At 65.2% G+C, this 16,173-nt stretch carries 10 protein-coding genes; 6 read left to right on the top strand and 4 right to left on the bottom strand.

The annotated features are described in order from the left end of the window. The first annotated feature begins 171 nt into the window (after nt 1-171). The 6 genes from MWU77_RS11360 (at nt 172) to MWU77_RS11385 (ending at nt 8,034) form a co-directional block, all read left to right on the top strand. Nucleotides 172-2,100, top strand: a complete 1,929-nt coding sequence (locus tag MWU77_RS11360) for an ATP-binding protein (protein ID WP_247273719.1) — start codon at nt 172-174, stop codon at nt 2,098-2,100. Nucleotides 2,101-2,310: 210 nt separating this feature from the next. After that, nucleotides 2,311-4,242, top strand: a complete 1,932-nt coding sequence (locus tag MWU77_RS11365; RefSeq protein ID WP_247273720.1) for an ATP-binding protein — start codon at nt 2,311-2,313, stop codon at nt 4,240-4,242. A gap of 86 nt (nt 4,243-4,328) precedes the next feature. Continuing rightward, on the top strand, nt 4,329-4,928 hold the full coding sequence (locus tag MWU77_RS11370) for a histidine phosphatase family protein (RefSeq protein ID WP_169689158.1): 600 nt from the start codon (nt 4,329-4,331) through the stop codon (nt 4,926-4,928). Between the two features lie 42 nt (nt 4,929-4,970). Beyond that, nucleotides 4,971-5,345 carry a hypothetical protein gene (locus MWU77_RS11375; RefSeq protein WP_054714056.1) on the top strand — a complete coding sequence of 125 codons (375 nt, stop codon included), beginning with the start codon at nt 4,971-4,973 and terminating at the stop codon, nt 5,343-5,345. A gap of 95 nt (nt 5,346-5,440) precedes the next feature. Then, entirely contained in the window at nt 5,441-7,036 is a 1,596-nt protein-coding gene (locus MWU77_RS11380) for a molybdopterin-dependent oxidoreductase (RefSeq protein ID WP_247273721.1), read from the top strand. A gap of 89 nt (nt 7,037-7,125) precedes the next feature. Then, complete coding sequence (locus MWU77_RS11385; RefSeq protein WP_247273722.1) at nt 7,126-8,034, top strand: SDR family NAD(P)-dependent oxidoreductase; 909 nt, start codon at nt 7,126-7,128, stop codon at nt 8,032-8,034. Nucleotides 8,035-8,052: 18 nt separating this feature from the next. Here MWU77_RS11385 and MWU77_RS11390 read toward each other — a convergent pair whose 3' ends face one another. From MWU77_RS11390 to gltB, 4 genes are all read right to left on the bottom strand, one after another. Further along, a complete protein-coding gene (locus tag MWU77_RS11390; protein WP_247273723.1) occupies nt 8,053-8,961 on the bottom strand; it encodes a cutinase family protein in 909 nt (302 codons plus the stop codon). A gap of 115 nt (nt 8,962-9,076) precedes the next feature. Then, entirely contained in the window at nt 9,077-9,853 is a 777-nt protein-coding gene (locus MWU77_RS11395; RefSeq protein WP_247273724.1) for a YncE family protein, read from the bottom strand. 113 nt (nt 9,854-9,966) lie between these two features. Continuing rightward, a complete protein-coding gene (locus MWU77_RS11400; protein ID WP_247273725.1) occupies nt 9,967-11,418 on the bottom strand; it encodes a glutamate synthase subunit beta in 1,452 nt (483 codons plus the stop codon). Next, a complete protein-coding gene (gene gltB, locus MWU77_RS11405; protein WP_247273726.1) occupies nt 11,411-16,006 on the bottom strand; it encodes a glutamate synthase large subunit in 4,596 nt (1,531 codons plus the stop codon). The genes MWU77_RS11400 and gltB overlap by 8 nt, the downstream gene beginning before the upstream one ends. Nucleotides 16,007-16,173: the final 167 nt, after the last annotated feature.

Genomic DNA, 16,173 nt, shown 5'->3' on the forward strand with positions numbered 1-16,173 from the left:
CGTTTTCCCTGCACTGGACGGTTGAGACCCTTCACAGCAGGCAGATCACGCTTCGGGATTTTACTCTAACTTTGGGTGGAGATTTGTATAAGACCACCATCGAGGGGTAGAACGTATTCCAGCGCACTTTCTCACGCGCCGAAATAGCCCTGTGTGGAAGGAAAACCGAGCGTGAAACTCCGCCGCAGCAGTATCTTCCAGCTCGGCAACTGGCGGCTGAGATACAAACTCGGTGTCGTCGTCGCCGTGCCCCTCCTCGCAGCGATGCTGCTCGGCGGTCTCCGCATCAGCACTCAGCTCGAGGAGTCGAGCCGGTACGACGCCCTCTCCGACCAGATTGCCGTCGCACCGGCACTGCTCGAATACTCGACTGCACTCGTGAGCATGGTGACCGTGACCAGCCTCGGAATCCCACCGACGCTGGCCAGCTCGGAAGACGTCACCACAACGATGCGACAGGTGGTCGACACGGCAGACGAGAGCGGACTCGGCCCAGCCATCCACAAAGAACTCGACGCACTCCTCACCGACGGTGCAATTCTTCACGACGGCGTGATGAGCTCGGGCATGTCGGCGGACGAACGCGAGCGACGCACCACCGATTTCCTGGTCAGATGCAAGAACATCTTCCGGGACATCTTCGACCTTCTCGAAGACAACGACGCACTCGTCGACGCCTCCAACCTGATCACTGTGTGGGACGCACAGCTCAATCTGCTCAGCGAGATGGAAACGCTCAGCATGCTTGCAACCGATCCCGAAGCGGCACAGGCCGCTGCACTGAAGGCCATCGACAACGAGGAGTCGACTCTACGGCTGCTCCTCGACTCGCGGCTCGATACCGGCCAGATCGAAGAAATGCTCGACGACATCGCAGCACGCCGTGCGCTGATCCAGAACTACACACCCACCCGCCAATTCGGTGAGCAACTACGCGGTTCGATGGTGGCGGCTTCTGCGCCGTACGCCGACAGCATCGTCCATGCCAGCGATCAGATCACGACGACACTCGACCGTCTCACCTCCAACGCCCGATCCGATGCCATCCGCGACTCGATCCTGATCGGCACGATGCTCGTGATCGCCCTCGGTCTCGCCTTGCTCGTCGCGCGATCTCTGGGCCTCCCACTCCGCCGGCTCCGCAAGGAAACCCTGGCCGCTGCCGAAACCGAACTCCCCAACGCAATCGCCGCAGTGAAGGACGGCGCCGACGTCGAGAGCGTCCGCCTCGCACCGATCGGCATCGAGACCACCGAAGAGATCGGCCAGGTGTCGCGAGCAGTGGATTCGATGAAGAACGAAGCTCTCCGGCTCGCAGGCGAGCAGGCACACCTGCGACAGCAGGTGAACGTCATGTTCGAAACCCTCGCACGACGAAACAAGACTCTTGTCGAACAGCAGCTCTCGCTCATCGATTCGCTCGAATACCAGGAGAAGGACCCCGCCCGCCTGCAAAGCCTGTTCTCCCTCGACCATCTTGCAGCGCGCATGCGTCGCACCGGCGAGTCGTTACTCGTGCTCGCGGGCACCCGGCCTCGCACCCGCACATCCCCGGCGCCGCTCACCGATGTGTTGCGGGGCGCGGTTTCCCAGGTCGAGAACTACCAGCGGGTCCACATCGGACGCACCCCGCACGGATACCTCCTCGGAAGCGCCGTCGACGACGTCGTGCACCTGATCGCGGAGCTCGTCGACAACTCGCTGCGGGCATCACCTCCCAACAGCCCGGTCCGCCTCGAGTTCGCCTCTGCAGAGGGCGGCGGACTTCTCCTCGAGATCGCCGATGTGGGAATCGGTATCCCTCCCGCTGCACTCGATCAGATCAACAGCCGTCTCTCCGATGGCGACGAGGCCGACGTCAATGCGCCCCGTCAGATGGGCCTGTTCGTAGTGGGCCGTCTCGCCGCGCGCAACGGCATGAACGTCCGGCTCCGTCCCACGTTCGACTCGGACACCAATGCCGGTGTGACCGCATCGGTCTACTTCCCCTCGTCCTTGCTCGCCGAAATCCAGGCACCGAGTACCACTGCGGTCACCGAACGCCCGCGTCGACTCTCCCGAGAAGACGACGCGGCACCGTACATGCAGGGTGGTCGCTGAAGTACCCTGTGTTTCACGTGAAACGGGAGCGTTCCCGCCAAAAGCCGCGACGTTCGTCCTGTGACCTGCACCTGCACCACAGGCGGCCAACTGTAAGTGGTGCACGGAGGGTGTACAAGATCACATATCTCATGTAGAACGATGCGCTGGGGTGAAGAGCAGAAGTATTTGCTTCGTCGGAATTCTTTCGCGGAGGGAACAACTCGAACCATGAGCCAGCGCAGCATCCGGGGGGCTCAGCCGCGCAACTGGCGGTTGGGATACAAGCTCGGTGTCGTCCTCGCAGTCCCATTGCTCGCCGCCAGCGTACTCGGGGGGTTCCGTGTGTCCTCCCAACTCGAGGATGCTCAACGCGTCGCGGCGCTCGCCGACCAGATCGCGGTGGCCCCCGCGATGCTCGATTTCTCGCGTGCCGTACTCAGTGTGGCGACGACGGCGTCGCTCGGGTTGCCCGCCGAGTACATGTCGACGGACGATATCGAACGGTCGATGGCTTTCGCCGAACGAATTTCGGCAAGAAGCGATCTCGATCCGAATATCGCGCAGGATATCGACTTGGTGCTGGCGGATGGTGAGGCGCTTTACCTCGCCGCGGTCAATGCGCAGATCGCCCCCGACGAACTGCGCCGCACCACCACCGACTTCCTGACGCGCTGCCGGAACATCATCCGCGTCGTGTTCGACCTCCTCGAGGACAACAAGGCGCTGGTGGATGCCACCAACTTGCTCAACGTCTGGGATGCCCAGAGCAACCTGCTCGCGCAGATGGAATCGTTCCGCTTTCTGGGCACCAACCCTGAGGCCGCACAGGTGGTCGCCCAGAGCGCAATGAACAACGAGGAAGCGACGCTCCGTCTGCTTCTCGGTTCCCGCCTCGACACCGGGCAGATCGACGGCATGCTCGCCGACATCGAGGGCCGGCGTGCCCTCGTCCGAACCCTGGAGCCCACTCCCGAATTCGGTGAGCAACTGGGTTACGCGATGATCGCGGCCTCCGAGCCCTACAGCGCCGCCATCGAAAGCGCCACCCGGGAGATCACCGTCACGCTCGATCGGCTCGCATCCGACGCGCGCACCGCCGCGATCCGTGACGCGGTCGTAGTGGGCGCAATCCTCGTGCTTGCCCTCGTCATCGCCCTACTCGTTGCCCGGTCCCTCTCGGTTCCTATGCGCCGCCTCCGCGACAGCACGCTCGCGGCGGCGAATACCGAACTGCCGGCAGCCATCGCAGCCGTCAAGGACGGGGCCGAAGTCGAGAGCGTCCGCCTTGCCCCGATCGGCATCGACACCGACGAGGAGATCGGTGAACTCGCGAGAGCTGTGGACTCGATGAACACCGAGGCACTCAGACTGGCCGGCGAGCAAGCCCACCTCCGTAAGCAGGTGAACGTCATGTTCGAAACGCTGGCGCGACGCAACAAGACTCTGGTGGAACAGCAGCTCTCGCTCATCGACTCCCTCGAATACCAGGAGAAGGACCCGGCACGGCTCCAGAGTCTGTTCTCGCTCGATCACCTTGCCACGAGAATGCGTCGCACGGGCGAATCTCTGCTCGTGCTGGCGGGCACTCGGCCGATCACCCGCACCTCACCGACACCGCTGTCGGACGTGTTGCATGGCGCAGTGTCCCAGGTGGAGAGCTATCAGCGTGTCCGGATCGGGAGCACTCCGCACGGATATCTGCTCGGATCAGCCGTCGACGACGTCGTGCACCTGATCGCCGAGCTCGTCGACAATGCGCTGCGCGCGTCGCCCCCGAACAGCTCGGTCCGGGTCGAGTTCTCGCCGGCCGTGGGGGGCGGGCTCCTCCTCGATATCGCCGACGTCGGGATCGGTATCCCACGCGATGCGCTCGACAAGATCAATTCCCGTCTCACCGACGGCGACGGGGTCGATGTCAATGCGCCTCGCCAGATGGGCCTGTTCGTGGTGGGGCGGCTGGCCGCGCGTAACGGACTTTCGGTCCGTCTTCGCCCGACCTTCGATTCCCAGACAAATCCAGGGGTGACATCATCCGTCTACTTTCCGGCGACGCTGCTCGCTGAGGTACACGACGCCACTCCCACCGCCCTCATCGAACGGCCAAGAAGGTTGCCCCAGTGGGATGAGGCCCCGCAGGAGCGCATACCGGCCGGTCAATGACGCTCGTAGCCCCCACTGAGCGGGCGAGTTTCACGTGAAACCGGGGTCGAGCATGCCCAGGCCCAGTCGCGTGACATGGTGTTTCCGTGCAACTTCTTCTGATCCGCCATGCCCAACCGGAATACGCCCGCGTGAACCTGGGGCGCGCTGATCCGTCCCTGACCGAACAGGGTCTGGTCCAGGCCGGACGGCTGGTGGAAGCACTCGCGCCCTACCGGATCGCGCGGTTGTTCTCGAGCCCGCAGCTGCGAGCCCTCCAAACAGCCCAGCCGCTCGCCGACCGGCTGACGCTGCCGGTCGAGCAGATCGCGGGCCTCGCGGAGTACGACTACGAGCTCGATCACTACATTCCGTTCGAAACCGCGAAAGAACTCGGATCCGACGCCTATCAGCGCATCCTCGCTGGCCACCTTCCCGATTTCGTCGATGCGGAACTTTTCCGCACTCGGGTGCTCCAGTCGGTCGAGCAGGTCGTTTCCTCGTGTGCGCATGAGGAGACCGCGGTGGTCGTCGCGCACGGCGGTGTGATCAACATCGTGCTGCAAGACCTCCTCGGACTCGAGCTGCCGCTGGCATTCCCGATCGAATACGCATCGGTCACGCGCCTTCTCGTCTCCCGTGCGGGTCGGCGGCGGGTTGCGTCGATCAACGAGACCGGGCATGTGCGCGACACATTGCGCGTGTGAAACCGGTACACCGGCCGAGCGCAGCTCCTACGCTGAGGGACCATGCGCACCTTCAGCCGAACAGTGTCCATAGTTGCTCTGGCCGGCGCTGCGGTGCTCGGCACCGCAGGCACCGCAGCTGCCGACGAGTGGCCGTCCGACAACGGCGCGGTGACCGTCGTCGTACAGCCCGACTTCCTCGTTCCGAGCGACGGCGAATTCTGGAATCCGCTGGTCGCGAAAAACCGTCTCACCTCACCGTTCGGTGAGTCGACGCGAATCGAATGTACGCAATTCCACGGCGTGCTCCTCGAGTGCTGGCAGGCCGACCAGAACGGAAATCCGCACAAGCTCACCGCACTCCCGTTCAACTTCCCCGCGGTCACCGGTTCCGCGGAGCCGGGTGGAGGTCCGTCGCACTTCGTGTATCTCGGCTGATATCGGAAGCCGCGTCGTCCACTGCCACACCGGCTCACCCATCCGCTTCATGTTCGGTACCGAAGTCCTCCCCGACATGACGGAAGGACGGGTGCATGACGACGAACGAGGAGAGCACGCACGCGGGCGACCCGGATACGGGGAACCGCAGACCGCATGCGCGGCCCGTGCTCGCAGCGCGGGCGCTCGCCGGCATACTGGCCGCCGCGGTCACCCTGGGAGTGGGCGAACTCGTAGCGGTGCCGTTCGGATCGTCCGCGTCCCCGTTCTTCGCAGTCGGATCCACGACCGTCGACCGAAGTCCTTCGTGGGCGCGTGAAATCGCGATCACCACCTTCGGCACCAACGACAAGGCGGCGCTGTTCATCGGGATGAGCATCCTGATCGCGGTGTTCGCCGCGCTCGCCGGGGTCGTCGAGCGGCCCGGGCGCCCCTACGGCAGTCTCGTTCTCGTGGGCCTCGGCCTCGTCGGGGTGTATGCAGCCACGACCCGGCCCGGTGCGACCGTCGTCGACGCCGTTCCGACGATCGTGGGTGTTGCCGCAGGCCTCGCAACCTTGACCATTCTCACTCGGTGCGCACTCGGGATCGACCATGCAACACACGCAGACTCAGGGATTCCCCGCCGACGATTTCTCGTGCTGGCAGGCGCCGCTGCTGCCGTCGCAGTGTCCGCCGGTATGGCAGGCCGTCACCTCGCGGGCTCGATCGCCGGTGCAGTCCGCAACCGCATGGCCTTCGTTGCACCACTCGTGAAGACGGCCGATCGTGCGCCGGCGGTCGCACCCGGCTCCGAGATCGCAGTCCCCGGCGCGACACCGTTCATCACCGGCAACAACACCTTCTACCGCATCGATACCGCTCTACAGGTGCCGATGCTCACCACCGACGACTGGGCACTGCGGATACACGGCATGGTCGACCGGGAGATCACCTTGAGCTGGGACGATCTCACGGCTCGCACACCCGTCGAACGGACTATCACTCTGACCTGCGTGTCCAACGAGGTCGGCGGGTCTCTCGCAGGCACCGCCACGTGGATCGGCTACCCGATCAAGGACCTACTCGACGAGGTGGGCATCTCGCCTGACGCCGACATGTTGTTGTCGACCAGTGCCGACGGATTCACCGTGGGCACGCCGACAGCACTCGTGCGTGACGGCCGGGACGCACTGCTCGCGGTGACGATGAACGGTGAGCCGCTACCGTTCGAGCACGGCTACCCGGTCCGGCAGGTGGTCCCCGGACTGTACGGATTCGTCTCGGCCACAAAGTGGGTCGTGGACTGGGAGGTGACACGGTTCGACCGGGCACAGGCGTATTGGACGCGTCGCGGTTGGGCCGAGCAGGCACCGATCAAGACAGCGTCCCGGATCGATGTTCCGGCGCCGTTCGCACGTGTCACCGCAGGTGAGGTCCTGGTCGCGGGTACGGCATGGGCCCAGCACCGCGGTATCGCCCGGGTCGAAGTGCGGGTAGACGGAGGCCCGTGGGACGACGCGACCCTAGCCGAGGAATACTCCGTCGACACCTGGCGTCAATGGCATTGGAGGTGGCAGGCCGTGCCCGGCACGCACACTCTTCAGGTACGGGCGACCGATCGAGGCGGCGAGGTCCAGACCGAACTGCGCGTCGAGCCGATCCCCGATGGCGCCAGCGGATGGCACACCCGCTCGATCACCGTCGTGTGAGCACTGTGGTGTGGGCACGGTGGTGTGGGCACTGTGGTGTGGGCACGGTGAGCCGGACACATGCCGTTTCGTCGTGTTGGATGGAAGACATGCCCTCTCGGTACGCGCAGATCCGACGATGGCGAGCCGGAACCGCTATCCGCGCCCGCCTCCACGACCTGACGGGCACGCTGGTCGTGGTCACCGGCGGTGCGAGCGGAATCGGTCGCGCTTCCGCTCGCGCCTTCTCGGCCGCGGGCGCGATCGTTGTGGTGGCGGACAAAGATCTCGACGGTGCGCTCGAAACAGTGCATCTGATCGACAATCCCGACTCCGCAGGTGGTTCGACCGCCGTCTTCGGCGGCGGCGCACATGCCTACGAGCTCGATGTCGCAGACGAGGCGCAGGTCCGTGAGTTCGCGAAGACTGTCCGGTCACGGCACGGAATTCCGGACGTGCTCGTCAACAACGCGGGTTTCGGAGTCATCGGCGCCTTCGTCGACACCCCGCAGTCGGTCTTCGAAGATGTCATGAACACCAACTTCTGGGGCGCGGTGTACGGGTGCCGCTCGTTCACCACACAGATGGTCGAACGGGGTACCGGGGGACACATCGTGAACGTGTCGTCGGCAGCAGCGTTCATGACGCAGCGGAACCTGACCGCCTACTCGACGAGCAAGGCCGCAGTCTTCATGCTTTCGGAATGCCTACGCGCCGAGCTGATCGAACACGGAATCGGTGTGACCGTGGTGTGCCCGGACCTGGTGAACACGAATCTCACCCGGAACACCGAATACGTTGCTCCCAGCGGGGAGAAACGCGCCGCTCGCCGCGAGCGTGCGCAGTCGATCTACCGCAGACTGCACGTCGAACCCGAACGCGTGGCCGATGCGATCGTCTCCGCGGTGCGCCATAACCGTCCCATCGTCACCGTCGCTCCGGGTGCGAAGGCCAGGAAGTGGCTGAGCCGCTTGGCTCCACGGGTAGTGAGAGTGGGCTCGCGTTTCGACCTCGACTGATTACGCGCCCCGCACGCCTCATACCTTCGACGCAAGCCAGTGGTTGAGCCAGATCGTTGCCGTCGTACCGCGGTCGTCGACCACGTAGTTCGAGTAGTCCTGGTGGATCTGGGACCCGTAGAACTCGCGGATCTGTGTCTCACGTTCGGCGTTCGCTTCGGGGCTGATCTGCAGTTGCAGCATCGGTACCCCGCCCGCGGCCATGATGTCGTTGTAGAGAATGGTGGCCTCGTCGCGGTAGTGCTCGAATTCCTCGGGGCCGGTTCCCGCGGTGATCGCCATGAACCCGGCGAGGCGCGTCACGTAATCCTCGCGAGGGGTCGAGCAGTACAGGTCTCCGACGGCGCAGATAGTGCGGACGTTGGGGCTCACCAGCCCGAATCCACCGACACGGGATCCGCCTGCGCCGTTGCCGGGCACGGGCGCTCCGACGAGCGAATCGGTTTCGGAGCGACGCGGATCGGAGATCAGGCCGACCGCGGTCAGACGGTGCGGCGGGATCACACCGAGTCCGGTGCCGATCTCGGCGGCGAGATCGCCCGCGGCGTCGGCGCCCTGGCTGTACCCGACGAGCGCGAAATCGGTACCGGGGCAGTGCGCTGCGGTACCGGCGATCAGGTTCCTGGCGTTGTCGACTGCCAGATTCCGGGAGATGCCGTACATGTCGCCCTCCCACGGGAAGGCAGTGGCCGGGTACTGCACATAGTCGACCCGGGCTCCGGCGGGAAGCCCGGCCGTGACCTGGGCCAGCATGCCGTTACCACGTTCGGGGTCGGGGGTGCTCGACGTCTCCCACGTCCCGGGGACAGCGATCACGTTCAATGTCGGGCAGCCGCCCGGATCAGCTTGTGCTGCAGGCGCTGCCACGATCGCACCTGCGACTGCGGCTGCTGCCGCGAGCATTGCCGATGCCCTACCGAACCCCATGGAAGATCCCCCGCCCCTGTTTCGTCACATCACGCCGCGCCCAAGTTTCCATCACGAATATGACACATCGGTGAACTCGGCGTGATTCGAGTCGGTATTTTTCGCGGAGCGGAACCTATTCGCGCACGACGGTGACGGCGCCGCCCCCGATGTTGGTGACGAATACGTTGCTGGTGCCGTGGTCGAGAGCAGTGACCGGGTCGGGCCTCTCGACAACCCTCGAGACCGGTCCTCCGGCACGATCAACCACGGTCACCGCGGGTCCGAAGAAGTTGGTGACGTAGACGTTGCCGGTGATCGGATCGGTGACCACCATGCCCGGCGGGGCCGGAATCTCCGCGGGCAGCGGGCCCCTCGCGTGGTCCCAATCGATCACCTCGACCGAACCCGTCCCGATGTTGGTGACGAACACGCCGTCGCTGCCCGCATCGAGTTCCATCTGCGGCAACAGCTCGGGTTCGCTCGTGGCCGGCTCCGGCCTCGGCCCAACAGCGTGGCGGTCGACGGTCACGCCGCCGGTACCGAGATTCGTGACCGCGACGTTGCCGACGCCCCCGTCGACGCGCATCTCGAGCGGGGCGTCGGCCACATGGGTGCGTCCCGGTTCGCGTCCTTCCGGGTGTGTCACATTCACCGTGCCCGGTCCGACATTGGTGATGCAGGAATTGCCGCTACCGCCATCGAGGCCCAGCAGCATGAGTCCGTCGAACCCGAAAACCGGTGCTACCGGCGATGCCCCGTCGACGGTGACGATGCCCCCGGCGTTGCGAACGCACTCGCTCAACGGATCGGCCGCCGCCGTCTGCGTTGCCGATACGGCTATCGCGGTAGCTCCCGCTCCGACCGCGACCGCCGTCAGCGCCCGCTTCGTGACACTCCCGGATGCAGTCATGCGCAGAACGATAACCGCTCCGGCACCGTGCGGCAGCGGAACACACCGGGCCGCCCACCGGTGTCCGGTGGGCGACCCAGTACAGCACTGCTCTACATCAGCGCTGCTCTACATCAGCGCTGCGGCACGGTGCGCGTGGTGATCGGAGCGGGAAGCGCCGTTGCTCCCTCGAGATACTGATCGACCGCGGCCGCGCACGAGCGGCCTTCCGCGATGGCCCACACGATCAGCGACTGACCGCGACCCATGTCGCCGGCGACGAACACACCGTCGACGTTGGTGTTCCACGCCGACGAGCGGGCGACGTTGCCGCGCTGGTCGAAGTCCACACCCAGATCGGTGAGCAGTCCGGGCTTCTCGGCACCGGTGAAGCCCATCGCGAGCAGCACGAGGTCTGCCTCGAGCTCGAAGTCGCTGCCTTCGACCTTCTCGAACTTGCCGTCCACCATCTGCACTTCGTGTGCCTTCAGCGCGGTGACCTTGCCGTCCGCACCGACGAACTGTTCGGTGTTGACCGAGAAGACCCGCTCGCCGCCTTCCTCGTGCGCGGACGACACCCGGTACATGAGCGGGTAGGTCGGCCACGGGGTCGAGTCGGCGCGCTCCTCGGGCGGGCGCGGCATGATCTCGAACTGGTGAACGCTCTCCGCACCCTGCCGGTGTGAGGTACCCAGGCAGTCGGCGCCGGTGTCGCCGCCACCGATGATGACGACCTTCTTGCCCGTCGCCGTGATGGTGGGTGCAGGCAGGTCGCCGAGCTGGACCCGGTTCGCGATGGGCAGGAACTCCATCGCCTGGTGGATGCCGTCGAGTTCACGCCCCGGGATGGGCAGGTCACGTGCGACCGTGGCGCCGCCTGCGAGGACGACCGCGTCGAACTGCTCACGCAGCTGCTCGGCGGTGATGTCCACGCCCACATTCACGCCGGTGCGGAAGACGGTGCCTTCGGCCTCCATCTGCGCGAGACGACGGTCGATGAACCGCTTCTCCATCTTGAACTCGGGGATGCCGTAGCGGAGCAGACCACCGATGCGGTCGGCACGCTCGAACACCGTGACGCTGTGGCCTGCGCGGGTGAGCTGCTGCGCTGCAGCAAGTCCGGCCGGACCCGACCCCACGACCGCGACCTTGCGTCCGGTGAGCTTCGACGGCGGGATCGGGGTGACCTTGCCTTCGTCGAATGCCTTCTCGACGAGTTCCACCTCGACCTGCTTGATGGTGACCGGGTCCTGGTTGATGCCCAGCACGCACGATGCCTCGCACGGGGCGGGGCACAACCTGCCCGTGAACTCCGGGAAGTTGTTCGTCGCGTGGAGTCGCTCGATGCCGTCGTCCCACTTGCCCTTGTAGGCGAGGTCGTTCCACTCGGGGATCAGATTTCCGAGGGGACAACCGTTGTGACAGAAAGGGATTCCGCAGTCCATGCAGCGGCTCGCCTGGATCTGGAGGGACTCGAGCGGGAACGGCTCGTAGACCTCCTTCCAGTCGAGCAGCCGAAGGGGAACCGGACGACGGACCGGTGTTTCGCGAGAACCGTGCTTCAGGAAGCCGTTCGGATCAGCCACGAGCCGCCTCCATGATCGCTTCGTCAACGTTCGCACCACGAATGGTGGCGTCCTTGATAGCCATGAGAACCTTCTTGTAATCGCGAGGCATCACCTTCGCGAAGTGGCCGACCTGCTGTGACCAGTCGGCCAGGATACGGGCTGCAACCTCGGAGCCCGTCTCGTCACGATGTCGCTCGACGGCACCCTTGAGCCAGACGAAGTCCTCGCCTTCGAGGTCTTCGAGATCTACCAGCTCGGTGTTCAGGTTGTCTTCGAATTCCTTGTCCGGGTTGTAGACGAACGCGACACCCCCCGACATACCTGCGCCGAAGTTGCGTCCTGTCCTGCCGAGGATGACGACCTTGCCGCCCGTCATGTACTCGCAACCGTGGTCGCCGACGCCCTCGACGACAGCGGTGGCTCCGGAGTTACGCACGGCGAAGCGTTCACCGGCGACACCGCGGATGAGTGCTTCACCACCGGTCGCGCCGAACAGGATCACGTTGCCGGCGATGATGTTGTCCTCGGCGACGAATCCGGGCGACACCTTCTCCGGCGGGCGCACCACGATGCGGCCACCCGACAGGCCCTTGCCGACGAAGTCGTTGGCGTCGCCGAGCAGTTTCAGCGTGATGCCCTTGGGGACGTACGCGCCGAAGCTGTTACCCGCCGAGCCGGTCAGGGTGATGTCGATCGTGTTGTCCGGCAGTCCTTCCGCGCCGTAACGCTTCGTGAGCTCGTGACCGAGCATCGTGCCCACCGTGCGGTTGACGTTGGTGACGGTGGTGTCGATCGACACCGGGGTGCCCGACTCCAGAGCGGCCTGTGCCTTGACGATCAGCTCGTTGTCGAGAGCCTTGTCGAGTGCGTGGTACTGCTCCTTGGTGCAGTGCATGTCCTGATCGGTGAAGATCGGCGAAGTCACCTTCTCGAGCAGTGGCGACAGATCGAGCTTCGACGCACGATAGTGGTCGACGGCCTTCACGGTGTCGAGGAAGTCGACCTGGCCGATGGCCTCGTCGAGGCTGCGGAAGCCGAGCTCGGCAAGGTATTCGCGCACCTCCTCGGCGATGTACAGCATGAAGTTCTCGACGAACTCCGGCTTACCCGTGAACCGCTTGCGCAGCACCGGGTTCTGCGTCGCCACACCCACCGGGCACGTGTCGAGATGGCACACGCGCATCATGATGCAGCCCGACACGACGAGCGGTGCGGTCGCGAAACCGAACTCCTCGCCACCGAGCAGCGCCGCGATCATGACGTCGCGACCGGTCTTCATCTGACCGTCGACCTGCACGACGATGCGGTCGCGCAGACCGTTGAGCATCAGGGTCTGCTGAGTCTCGGCGAGACCGATCTCCCACGGGGCACCCGCGTGCTTGAGCGACGTCAGCGGCGATGCACCGGTGCCACCGTCGTGGCCCGAGATGAGTACGACGTCGGCGTGCGCCTTCGACACGCCTGCCGCGACCGTGCCCACACCGAGCTCGGAGACGAGCTTGACGTGGATACGAGCCTGCGGGTTCGCATTCTTCAGATCGTGGATCAACTGCGCGAGATCCTCGATCGAGTAGATGTCGTGGTGCGGCGGCGGCGAGATGAGGCCGACGCCCGGCGTCGACCCACGCACCTCGGCCACCCACGGGTACACCTTGTGGGGCGGCAGCTGGCCGCCTTCACCGGGCTTGGCACCCTGCGCCATCTTGATCTGGATGTCGGTGCAGTTCGACAGGTAGTGCGACGACACACCGAAGCGGCCGGACGCCACCTGCTTGATCGCCGAGCGGCGGAAGTCACCGTTCGCGTCGGGGGTGAAACGCGACGGATGCTCGCCGCCCTCACCGGAATTGGAGCGTCCGCCGAGGCGGTTCATGGCGATCGCGAGGGTCTCGTGGGCCTCCGCCGAGATCGAGCCGTAGCTCATCGCGCCGGTGGAGAACCGCTTGACGATCTCGGACGCCGGCTCGACCTCCTCGATCGGAACCGCCGGTCGCAGCCCGGTCTTGAACTCGAAGAGCCCCCGCAGCGACGCGAGCCGCTCCGACTGGTCGTCGACCAGCTTGGTGTACTCCTTGAAGATCTTGTACTGGCCGGTGCGAGTGGCGTGCTGGAGCTTGAACACCGTGTCGGGGTTGAACAGGTGGTATTCGCCCTCACGACGCCACTGGTATTCGCCACCCACCTCGAGCTCGCGGTGCGCATGCTCGGACGGGCGATCGAGGAACGCCATCCGGTGCCGCGCAGCGACATCCGCCGCGATCTCTTCCAGGCCGACGCCGCCGAGCTGGCTCTGCAGTCCGGTGAAGTACTCGTCGACGAGCTCCTGCGACAGGCCGATGACCTGGAACAGTTGCGCGCCGGTGTAGGACGCGAGCGTGGAGATGCCCATCTTGGACATCACCTTGAGCACACCCTTCGACGCCGCCTTGATGTAGTTGGCGATCGCCTTGTCGAGGGTCATGCCTTCGGGCAGATCGCCGTTCTGGAGCAGTTCGTCGATGCTCTCGAACGCCATGTAGGGATTCACCACGGCCGCACCGAAACCACACAGGGCGGCGATGTGGTGGACCTCGCGGGCGTCGCCTGCCTCGACGAGCAGCCCGACTTTGGTGCGGGTCTTCTCGCGCACGAGGTGATGGTGCACCGCGGAGGTCAGCAGCAGCGACGGGATCGGCGCAAGCTTCTCGTCGGACTCGCGGTCGGACAACACGATCAGGCGAGCACCCTTGTCGATCGCCTGCGACACCTGCTCGCGGATGCTCTCCAGCGCGGTGTGGAGACCGCGCGCACCCTCCGCGACCGGGTACAGACCACGCACGATGACGCTGTTGAATCCCGGGTACTGCTTCTTGTCGTTGACGTGGATGAGCTTCTGCAGGTCGTCGTTGTCGATGACCGGCGCCGACAACAGGATCTGCCTGCACGACTCCGCGGTGGGCCGCAACACATCGCCCTCGGGGCCGAGCATGCCACCCAGGCTCGTGACGATCTCCTCGCGGATGGCGTCCAGCGGCGGGTTGGTGACCTGGGCGAAGAGCTGCGAGAAGAAGTCGAACAGCGTCCGCGGACGCGACGAGAGCACCGCGATGGGGGTGTCGGTGCCCATCGAACCGAGTGCCTCACCGCCGGTCGCTGCCATCGGCTTGATCAACAGGTCCACTTCTTCGCGGGTGTATCCGAACACCTGCTGGCGCAGCACGACACGCTCGTGCGACATGTAGGTGTACCGAGACGGCGGCAGGTCCTCGAGGCGTGACACGCCCTTGGCGATCCACTCCTCGTACGGATGCTCGGCGGCGAGCTCCGACTTGATCTCCTCGTCTTCGACGATCCGCCCCTTTGCGGTGTCGACGAGGAACATGCGCCCCGGCTGGAGGCGGCGTTTGCTGATGATCTTCTCTGCGGGGATGTCGAGCACACCGACCTCGGAGGCCATGACGACCAGGCCGTCGTCGGTGACCCATGCGCGCGACGGACGCAGGCCGTTGCGGTCGAGGACCGCACCGATGACCGTGCCATCGGTGAAGCACACCGATGCAGGCCCGTCCCACGGCTCCATGAGCGCCGAGTGGTACTCGTAGAACGCGCGGCGGGCAGGATCCATCGCCTCGTTCCGCTCCCACGCCTCGGGGATCATCATGAGCACGGCGTGGGGAAGGCTGCGGCCACCGAGGTGCAGCAGCTCGAGCACCTCGTCGAAACGTGCGGTATCGGATGCGTCCGGGGTGACGACGGGGAAGATCTTCTCGAGCTTGCCGCGCCCACCGAAAACGTCGGTGTCGATGAGTGCCTCGCGAGCACGCATCCAGTTCGAGTTACCGATGACCGTGTTGATCTCGCCGTTGTGCGCGACCCGGCGGAACGGGTGCGCGAGCGGCCACGACGGGAACGTGTTGGTGGAGAAGCGTGAGTGCACGAGGCCGAGCGCCGACTCGACACGGTCGTCCTGCAGATCGAGGAAGAAGCCCTTGAGCTGCGGCGTCGTAAGCATGCCCTTGTAGACGAACGTCGACGACGACAGGCTCGGGAAGTACACGGTCTCGCTGCCGGGGCCGTCCTGGCCGGCTCCACTGCTGCCGAGTTCGTGTTCGGTGCGCTTGCGCACCACGTACGCGCGTCGCTCGAGGTCGAGGCCCGTGAGGGCTCGTGCGCCCGAGGCGATGAAGATCTGGCGGAATGTCGGCATGGCGTCCTTGGCCATCGAGCCGAGATCGGAGGTGTCGATCGGCACCTCGCGCCAGCCGAGGACCTCGAGGCCCTCTTCCTCGACGATCCGGTTCACCGCTTCCTGCGCCTGACCGGCGGCATCGGCACCCTTGGGCAGGAATGCCATGCCGGTGGCGTAGGCGCCGGCGGGAGGCAGATCGAAGTCCACGACCGCGCGGAAGTATGCGTCGGGGACCTGGATGAGAATGCCTGCGCCGTCGCCGGTGTTCTGTTCTGCGCCCGCAGCGCCGCGGTGTTCGAGATTGACCAGCGCGGTGATCGCCTTCTCGACGATGTCGCGGCTGCGTCGACCATGCATGTCCACGACAAACGCGACGCCACAGGAGTCGTGCTCGTTTGCCGGGTGATAGAGCCCTCGAGGCCCGGGAAGGTGAGTCATACCTAGCCTTCGTTGCGGTGATGGCAACTGACGACCAGCAACACTGATGGCCATCTACTGCTGTAGATGGGTATCGACCCGGGTGTGCCGATACCTTTGTCCTCGTCAGTATCCGCCCATCCGCGACGGTGCGGGTGCCTTTTTCGGCAGCGCGGGATCGAACCTGA

The organism is Rhodococcus sp. F64268, assembly GCF_023015605.1.
In the GTDB taxonomy this organism is placed as follows: Bacteria; Actinomycetota; Actinomycetes; order Mycobacteriales; family Mycobacteriaceae; genus Rhodococcus.